8 protein-coding genes are annotated in these 8,314 nt (G+C 69.6%); 4 read left to right on the forward strand and 4 right to left on the reverse strand.

Annotated features, from left to right (window positions below; translation table 11 throughout):
* The 4 genes from JMF90_RS13220 to JMF90_RS13235 form a co-directional block, all read left to right on the forward strand.
* Window positions 1-512 (forward strand): amidohydrolase family protein (locus JMF90_RS13220; protein ID WP_201325152.1); only part of this gene is annotated, 512 nt, incomplete at its 5' end.
* A 248-nt stretch (window positions 513-760) separates the two neighbouring features.
* Window positions 761-2,035, forward strand: a complete 1,275-nt coding sequence (locus JMF90_RS13225; RefSeq protein ID WP_011545785.1) for a NupC/NupG family nucleoside CNT transporter — start codon at window positions 761-763, stop codon at window positions 2,033-2,035.
* A 35-nt stretch (window positions 2,036-2,070) separates the two neighbouring features.
* Window positions 2,071-3,387 carry a thymidine phosphorylase gene (deoA, locus tag JMF90_RS13230; RefSeq protein WP_011545784.1) on the forward strand — a complete coding sequence of 439 codons (1,317 nt, stop codon included), beginning with the start codon at window positions 2,071-2,073 and terminating at the stop codon, window positions 3,385-3,387.
* Window positions 3,388-3,412: 25 nt separating this feature from the next.
* Window positions 3,413-3,802 (forward strand): cytidine deaminase, encoded by a 390-nt coding sequence (locus JMF90_RS13235; RefSeq protein WP_011545783.1) that lies wholly within the window; start codon window positions 3,413-3,415, stop codon window positions 3,800-3,802.
* Window positions 3,803-3,828: 26 nt separating this feature from the next.
* On the opposite strand, the gene JMF90_RS13240 is transcribed toward JMF90_RS13235, so the two are convergent.
* The 4 genes from JMF90_RS13240 to msrB all read right to left on the reverse strand — a co-directional run.
* A complete protein-coding gene (locus JMF90_RS13240) occupies window positions 3,829-4,944 on the reverse strand; it encodes an aromatic ring-hydroxylating dioxygenase subunit alpha (protein ID WP_011545782.1) in 1,116 nt (371 codons plus the stop codon).
* 235 nt (window positions 4,945-5,179) lie between these two features.
* Window positions 5,180-5,923, reverse strand: a complete 744-nt coding sequence (gene msrA / locus JMF90_RS13245) for a peptide-methionine (S)-S-oxide reductase MsrA (RefSeq protein ID WP_011545781.1) — start codon at window positions 5,921-5,923, stop codon at window positions 5,180-5,182.
* A 60-nt stretch (window positions 5,924-5,983) separates the two neighbouring features.
* Window positions 5,984-7,843 (reverse strand): cytochrome c biogenesis protein DipZ, encoded by a 1,860-nt coding sequence (locus tag JMF90_RS13250; RefSeq protein WP_201317480.1) that lies wholly within the window; start codon window positions 7,841-7,843, stop codon window positions 5,984-5,986.
* Between the two features lie 35 nt (window positions 7,844-7,878).
* The coding region (gene msrB / locus JMF90_RS13255; protein WP_201325153.1) for a peptide-methionine (R)-S-oxide reductase MsrB at window positions 7,879-8,314 on the reverse strand (436 nt) is incomplete at its 5' end.

Raw genomic sequence — 8,314 nt, forward strand, 5'->3', positions numbered from 1 at the left:
CGACCGCGACCGATCACTGCGTATTCTGCGCGTCGCAGAAGGCGATGGGCCGCGAGGATTTCACGAAGATCCCGAACGGCTGCGGCGGTGTCGAGGATCGCATGTCGGTGCTGTGGCACCACGGCGTGAATCACGGCCGCATCACGCCGAACGAGTTCGTGCGGATCACGTCGACCAATGCCGCACAGATCTTCAACCTGTATCCGCGCAAGGGCGCCGTGCAGGTTGGCGCCGATGCCGACCTCGTCGTGTGGGACCCGGCCGCGACGAAGACGATCTCGGTGAAGACCCATCACCAGCAGGTCGACTTCAACGTGTTCGAGGGGATGACGGTGCAGGGCGTCGCGACGCACACGCTCACGCGCGGCGCACTCGCATGGGCCGACGGCGAATTGCGCGCGGTGCGCGGCGCGGGCCGCTACCTCAAGCGCCCGCCGGGCGCGGGCTACTACGAGGCCGCGCGGATCGCGAACCGGCTGCGCGAGCCGCATCCGGTCGAACGCGCCGGTTGAACGACGCAGGTCATGCGGGGCGTGTCCGTTCGAACGGCGCGCCCCGCGCGCGTTTTCGCAGGGTAGATAGAACAACTGATCAAGTCGTCGAGGCACGAAAAAAGAAACGATCGATGCCATTGGCCGCGGCGATTTTGGCGACGTTGCCGGCGCGCATATCGAGCGAGTAACATCCACCAACCCGATCGCACGGGTCGCGGGCACGGGCCGCCCGCCGGACAGTTCAAATAGTGAGAAAGGAGCACAAGGTGGATATTCTGCGCAGTCTCCTCGGCATGCTGTTTCTGTTGCTGGTCGCGTATCTGCTGTCGAACAACCGTCGTGCGGTCAGCGCGCGGACCATGATCGCCGCGCTGCTCACGCAGTTCGCGATCGGTGCGCTCGTGCTGTTCGTGCCGTCGGGCCGCGCGGCGCTGGCCGGGGCCGCGAACGGCGTCAATCGCGTGCTCGACATGGGCAATCACGGCATCGCGTTCGTGTTCGGCGGGCTGGTCGACGCGCGCATGTTCCAGTTGTTCGGCGACGGCGGGTTCGTGTTCGGCCTGCGCGTGCTGCCGATGATCATCTTCGTCACCGCGCTGATCTCGGTGCTGTACTACATCGGCGTGATGAAGTGGATCGTCGCGATCCTCGGCGCGGGGTTGGCGAAGGTGCTCGGCGTGAGTCGCATCGAGGCATGCTCGGCCGTCGCGACGATCTTCCTCGGGCAGAGCGAGATGCCCGCGCTCGTGAAGCCGTTCGTGCGCAACATGACGAGCGCCGAGATCTTCACGGTGATGGCGAGCGGGATGGCGTCGGTCGCGGGCTCGGTGCTGGTCGGCTATGCCGGCCTCGGCGTGAAGATGGAGTACCTGCTCGCCGCGTCGTTCATGGCGGTGCCGGGCGGGCTGCTGTTCGGCAAGCTGCTGTTTCCGACCGTCGAGCCGAGCCGCGTGGTGGTCGATGGCCTCGATTTCGACGACAAGCGCGCCGCCAACGTGATCGAGGCGGCCGCCTCCGGTGCATCGGTCGGCCTGCGCATCGCGATCAACGTCGGCGCGATGCTGATCGCGTTCGTCGGGCTCATCGCGCTGATGAACCTGATCGTCGGCGGCGCGGCCGCGTTCGCGGGCTTTCCGCAGGTAACGCTGGTCGGTATCATCGGCCATCTGTTCGCGCCGCTCGCATGGATCATCGGCGTGCCGTGGCACGATGCGACGCTGGCCGGCAACTTCATCGGCGAGAAACTGATCTTCAACGAATTCGTCGCGTACGGCGACCTGTCGCCGTACCTGAAGGGTGGCGCGCACGCGGCGGCGGCCGGCCTGCAGGTGCTCGACCCGAAGACGCTCGCGATCGTATCGTTCGCGCTGTGCGGCTTCGCGAACTTCTCGTCGATCGCGATTCTCGCGGGCGGCTTCAGCGCGGTCGCGCCCGAACGCCGTTCGGACGTCGCGCGGCTCGGCTTGCGCGCGCTGACGGCCGCGACGCTGTCGAACCTGATGAGCGCGGCGATTGCCGGCCTGTTTTTCTCGCTGCATTGAACCGTACAGTCGACTCCGATCGAAGCGAGGCAACGATGTTTCTACCGCAGGAATTCATTCGCAGGAAGCGTGACGGGCAGCCGCTCGATCGCGACGACATGGCCGCGTTCGTGCGCGGCGTGACCGACGGCAGCGTGACCGAGGGCCAGGTGGCCGCGTTCGCGATGGCCGTGTATTTCAACGACCTGAGCACCGACGAGCGCGTCGCGCTGACGCTCGCGCAGCGCGATTCGGGCGACGTGCTCGACTGGCGCGCACTCGATCTCGGCGGGCCGGTGATCGACAAGCATTCGACGGGCGGCGTCGGCGACGTCGTGTCGCTGATGCTCGGGCCGATGGTGGCCGCGTGCGGCGGCTACGTGCCGATGATCTCGGGGCGCGGGCTCGGCCATACCGGCGGCACGCTCGACAAGTTGAGCGCGATCCCCGGTTACGACGTGATGCCCGATACGGATGCGTTTCGCCGCACGGTGCGCGAGGTCGGCGTCGCGATCATCGGGCAGACCGCGCGGCTCGCGCCGGCCGACAAGCGCATCTATGCGATCCGCGACGTGACGGCGACCGTCGAATCGGTCGCGATGATCACCGCGTCGATCTTGTCGAAGAAGCTCGCGGCGGGGCTCGACGGGCTCGTGATGGACGTCAAGGTCGGCTCCGGCGCGTTCATGCCGACCGCGGAGAAATCGGCGGAACTGGCGCGCAGCATCGTCGACGTCGGCAATGGCGCCGGCATGAAGACGACCGCGATCCTCACCGACATGAACCAGTCGCTCGCGCCGTGCGCGGGCAATGCGCTCGAGGTGGCGTGCGCGATCGACTACCTGACGGGCAAGTCGCGTCCCGCCCGTTTGCACGACGTGACGATGGCGCTGTCGGCGGAGCTGCTCGTCACCGGCGGGCTGGCGCGCGATGCCGCCCATGCGCGCGAGAAGCTGCAGCAGGCGCTCGATTCGGGCGCGGCCGCCGAGCGTTTCGCGCGCATGGTCGCCGCGCTCGGCGGCCCGGCCGACCTGCTCGACGCGCCCGCGCGGCATCTGGCGCGGGCGGCGGTGATCGTGCCGGTTCCGGCTCCCGTGAGCGGCGTGGTGCAGCGGGTCGACTGCCGCGCGCTCGGGCTCGCGGTGGTCGCGCTCGGCGGCGGCCGCACGCGCGCGGAGGATGCGATCGACGTCAGCGTCGGCTTGTCGGCGCTCGCGGAGATCGGGCAGCGCATCGAGGCCGGCGAGCCGCTGGGTTTCGTGCACGCCCGCGACGAAGCGGCCGCGGCCCACGCGGTGGATGCGATCCGCCGCGGCTACGTGCTCGGCGAGACCGGCGAAGCGCCGCCGACCCTTTACCAGCGCGTCGACTGACCGCGCTCCCGGAGGCTTCACCACGATGGAACGAGACGAACTGATCGAACAGGCGAAGGCGGCGCGCGAACGCGCGTATGCGCCGTATTCGCGCTTCAAGGTCGGCGCGGCGCTGCTGGCGCGCGACGGGACGGTCTTCCACGGCTGCAACGTCGAGAACGCGTCGTACGGCCTGTGCAATTGCGCGGAACGCACGGCGCTGTTCGCGGCGATCGCCGCCGGCTATCGGCCCGGGGATTTCGCGCGGCTCGCGGTGGTGGGCGACACGGACGGACCGATCGCGCCGTGCGGCGCATGTCGTCAGGTGATCATCGAGATCGGCAAGCCCGACATCGAAGTGATCCTCACGAACCTGAAAGGGGCCGTCGAGATCACGACGGCCCGCGCATTGCTGCCGGGCGCGTTCACGCTGTAGCGGCGCGCGCCGCGGCGCGCCGCGCGTTACGCGCTGTCGCGCACGTCGCGAATCGGGATCACGGTGCGCGCGCCGCACTGGCGCAGCAGGTCGCGCAGCTCGTTGATGACCGGAAACACCTCGTGGTTCCAGTCGGCGCCTTGGGCGTCGTGCGCTTCCTGTTCGCGTTCGACGATCCAGCGATCCTCGCGGAAGATCCGCTCGGTGAACCACACGAGCAGCGGCCATGCGAGATCGAGTGCGAACGGGATGCCGGGCTTGTGGATCGACAGCAGCCCGAACGTGCGGTTGGTGCGCTGCTCGGCATCGAGCGGCACGTAGACGATCCACAGGTCCATCACGAGCGTGCCTTCGCTCGAGCGAATCTGCAGCGTCTGGTACGGGTAGCCGGTGCGCACCGTCATCACGCTCTTGTCGGACTGGTCGGCCGGCTTCTTGCTCGCGCCGAACACGAGCGCCTCGCCGACCGGCTGCTTGCCTTCCATCCGCGCGAACGTGTAGTCGACCTCGACCCAGTCGTCGCCGCGGCGGCGGCCCACCGAGCGAGCGCGCATCTGCCCCATCTGCTTGCGATGCAGGAACTGATGGTTCATGTCCATCAGGTTCTCGTGCATGAACGAATAGTGGCACTTGACCTCGCGACCGAAGCGGCGCGTCTTGTACGCGGGGTTGTCCGCCGATTCGAGCGCGGGGAACGGCCGTGTTTCGGCGAGCGTGGCGTCGCCTGGAAACACGAAGATCAGCCCGTGCGCCTCGCGGCACGGATACGCGCGCACGCCGTTGGGCAAGCGCTCGCGGCCGAGGTAGGGCACGTCGACGCAACGGCCGCTGTCGCACGCGTAGGTCCAGCCGTGATAGCAGCAGCGCAGCGTTTCGCCGCTCACGACGCCCGCGTGCAGTGGCACCTGGCGGTGCGCGCAACGATCTTCGAGCGCATACACGGCGCCCGATTCGGTGCGCACGAGCACGATCGGATCGCCGGCGAAGCGCACGCCGAGCGTCTTGCCGCGCTTGAGCTCGCGCGACCACGCGAGCGGATACCAGTGATCCGGATGAATGGGCACGCGGCGCAGGTCGCGCACGACCGCGCCGGTGGACGGTTCTTCGAGGGTGTTGCTGTCAGGCAAAGGCACTGCGCGCATGCGTGACGCCTCCTGGCTGGGCGGGTGGTCCGGGTGCCGCATCATGCGGCGGGGATCAGGAGAAGTCTACGCGAAGTTGCCGACCCCGGCGGATGCGATGCGGGTTTGCCCCGGCATCGCGTTCGTCGATTCGTTGACGTGGCGCAAAGAGGCCGCCGCCGATGGGTGGCGGCCGTGGCGCGGCTGGGCGGCGGGCGGTATGTCGCCATGCGGCGAGCGGACGCTCGCCAGCGGCTCACGAGCGCGCTTCGCGCCACAGCACCGGGTCGGTACGGTACAGCGCCGGGAAGTACTGCTTCAGCCCGGCGACCTTCGGCAGGTCGTTGAACGCGATGTACGGCGCATCGGGATGCAGCTCGAGGTAGTTCTGATGATAGGCCTCGGCCGGATAGAAGCCCTTGTAGGCTTCGACACGCGTAACGACGGGCGCCGGAAACACATGCGCGCTGCCGAGCTGGGCGATGTACGCGGTCGCGACCGCGCGCTGCTGCGCGGTGGTCGGGAAGATCGCGGAGCGGTACTGCGAGCCCTCGTCGGGGCCTTGCCGGTTCAGTTGGGTCGGGTCGTGCGCGACCGAGAAGAACACCTGCAGCAGCCGGCCGTACGTGATCTGCGTCGGGTCGTAGACGATCCGCACCGATTCCGCATGCCCCGTCAGCCCCGAGCCGACGAGCGCGTAGTGCGCGGTTTCGGACGCGCCACCCGCATAGCCGGCGGTGACCTGCTTCACGCCCTTCACGTGTTCGAACACGCCCTGTACGCCCCAGAAGCAGCCGCCGGCGAGCACGGCCGTTTCGTCGTGCGACGCGCCAGGCGTTTCGTCGAGTGTTGCTGCGGGCACGGTGCGCATCGGCTCGGCGGAATTGACGATGCGCTGGTAGCCGAATACGGCCGCCGCCGCGACGGCGATGGCGCCGATGCGGCGCAGCATGACCGCGCGCCGTCGGGCGGCGGCATCGCGGGTCGGGATCGGGATCATGTTTTGCTCCTTCGGAATGCGTTGAAAAGGACGGTGCTCGGATGGCGGCGGTGCGCGCGATCAGCCGAACGTGAAGGCGTACGCATCGACGCCCGGATCGAGGAACTCGATCGCGAACGTGCGATCGGCGATCGCGCCGGGTTGGCGGACGAGCTGGTACAGGCGCTGGCCGGTGACGGTGCCGTAGCCTTGCGCGTCGACGTCGGCGCCATGCGCGGCGCCGGGCGCCGTGCCGTCGAGCGTCACGCGAAAGCGCACGGGCCGGCCGTTCGCGCCCGGGCCGAGCACGAGATGCAGATCGCGTGCATGGAAGCGGTAGACGATCCGGCCATCCGGCGCGGCGAGTGCCGCGCGTTCGGCGCCGACGCTCCACGTGCCGGCGAGGCCCCAGCCGTTGAGATCCGGCTGGGCCGGCGCGTCGTAGCGGTGCGCCGCATCGCGCACGACGCCGCCCGGCGACGCGAAGCTTTCCGCACGGGCATAGCCGACGTAGGTCTCGGGCGAACGGGCGTCCGCGCTGTCGGCCGCCGCGAGCGCACCTTTCGCAGGGGCGCCGGCGAGCCCGAGCGGCACGTTCAGCGCGTCCGGATGACCGGCTTCGGCGAGCAGCGACTGGATTGCGCGTTCGGACTGCACATATTCGCCTTCGCCGAAGTGGTGATGGCGGACCCGTCCCTGTGCGTCGATGAAGTAGTGCGCGGGCCAGTATTCGTTGTTGAACGCGCGCCAGATCGAATAGCCGTTGTCGATCGCGACCGGGTAGTCGATGCCGAGATCGTGCACGGCTTTCTTCACGTTGCCGATGTCGCGCTCGAACGCGAACTCCGGCGCGTGCACGCCGATCACGACGAGCCCGTACGGCGCGTACTTGCGTGCCCAGGCGGTCGTGTACGGCAGCGTGCGCAGGCAGTTGATGCACGAATACGTCCAGAAATCGACCAGCACGACCTTGCCGCGCAGCCCGGCCGCCGTCAGCGGCGGCGAGTTCAGCCACTGCACCGCGCCGTCGAGCGACGGCAGCGTGCCTTCGACGGGCAGCGCGGACGGGGTCGCGCCGACCGCACGCATCATCGCGCTGCCGGCCATCGCACCTTCGCCGGCCTGCGCGCCATCCGCGGCGGCAGCCATCATCGCGCCGCCCGCCGCGTTGTCGGTGGCACCGGGTGCGGCCGTTGCCGCCGGCGCGCCGTTCGAGCGCCCGCCGAGGCGGTCGACGAGCTTCGTTTCGAGCCCGCCCGTGGTGACGGTCGACAGTTGCGCGAGGGCGCCCGTGTCGAGGCCGAGCGCGATCGCGCCGACGCCGGCCAGCAGCGCCGCGCCGATCCCGCGCCGGATCCATTCGCCGGCGCCGAGCGAGCGCTTCATCGCGGCGAACACCTTGCCGCCGATCACGAGCGCGACGCCGAGCGAGGTCGCCGCGCCGGCCGCATACGCGACGAGCAGCAGCGTCGTGCCGACGCTCGCGCCGCGCAGCGCGGCGCCGGTCAGCACGAGGCCGAGGATCGGGCCCGCGCAGGGCGCCCACAGCAGGCCCGTCGCGACGCCGAGCAGCAGCGACGACGCCGGGCCGGCCGCACGGCCGTCGCGTTGCGCGAACCCGGTGAGCCGGTTGCCGGCGGCCACGAGCGGACGCGTCAGGTGTTCCGCGAAGCGTGGCATCAGCAGCGTCAGGCCGAATACCGCGAGCAGCACGATCGCGATCCAGCGGCCGGCCTGATTGGCCTGCGCGACCCAGCCGCCGCCGACGGCGGCGAGCGTCGCGACGACGGCGAACGTGAGCGCCATGCCGGCGAGCAGCGGCAGGCCGGTGCGCACGAACGGCTGGTCGGCGCGCGCGAATACGAACGGCAGCACGGGCAGGATGCACGGGCTCAGGATCGTGAGCACGCCGCCGAGATAGGCAAGGACGATGAGCAGCATGATGCGTTCTCCAGTCGGTCGGGAGCGGGGCCGGATCAGGCGGCGGCCGGGTGGAAGGCGAGCGCCAGGCCGTTCATGCAGTAGCGCAGGCCGGTCGGCGCCGGGCCGTCGTCGAACACGTGGCCGAGATGGCCGCCGCAGCGGCGGCAGTGCACTTCGGTGCGGACCATTCCGAACGACGCGTCGGTATCGGTGCCGACCGCGTGATCGAGCGGTTTCCAGAAGCTCGGCCAGCCCGTATGGCTGTCGAATTTGGTGGCCGACGAGAACAGCGCGAGGTCGCAGCCGGCGCACGCGAACGTGCCGTGCCGGTGCTCGTCGTTCAGCGGGCTGGTGAACGGCCGTTCGGTGCCGGCTTCGCGCAGGACCGTGTATTGGGCGGGCGTGAGCCGACGATGCCATTCGGCGTCGCTGAGGGTGATTTCGAACGGGGCGGCCTTCGATGAGCCGGCCGGCGGCGCGGCGAACGCG

The sequence above is a fragment of the Burkholderia sp. E168m23 genome (assembly GCF_016586125.1).
Lineage (GTDB): Bacteria > Pseudomonadota > Gammaproteobacteria > Burkholderiales > Burkholderiaceae > Burkholderia > Burkholderia orbicola.

What these genes read in the sequence shown, in the direction of transcription:
- JMF90_RS13235 (WP_011545783.1), top strand. Translation starts at nt 3,413, where the DNA reads ATGGAACGAGACGAACTGATCGAACAGGCGAAGGCGGCGCGCGAACGC.
- JMF90_RS13250 (WP_201317480.1), bottom strand. Translation starts at nt 7,843, where the DNA reads ATGCTGCTCATCGTCCTTGCCTATCTCGGCGGCGTGCTCACGATCCTG.
- deoA (WP_011545784.1), top strand. Translation starts at nt 2,071, where the DNA reads ATGTTTCTACCGCAGGAATTCATTCGCAGGAAGCGTGACGGGCAGCCG.
- msrA (WP_011545781.1), bottom strand. Translation starts at nt 5,923, where the DNA reads ATGATCCCGATCCCGACCCGCGATGCCGCCGCCCGACGGCGCGCGGTC.
- JMF90_RS13240 (WP_011545782.1), bottom strand. Translation starts at nt 4,944, where the DNA reads ATGCGCGCAGTGCCTTTGCCTGACAGCAACACCCTCGAAGAACCGTCC.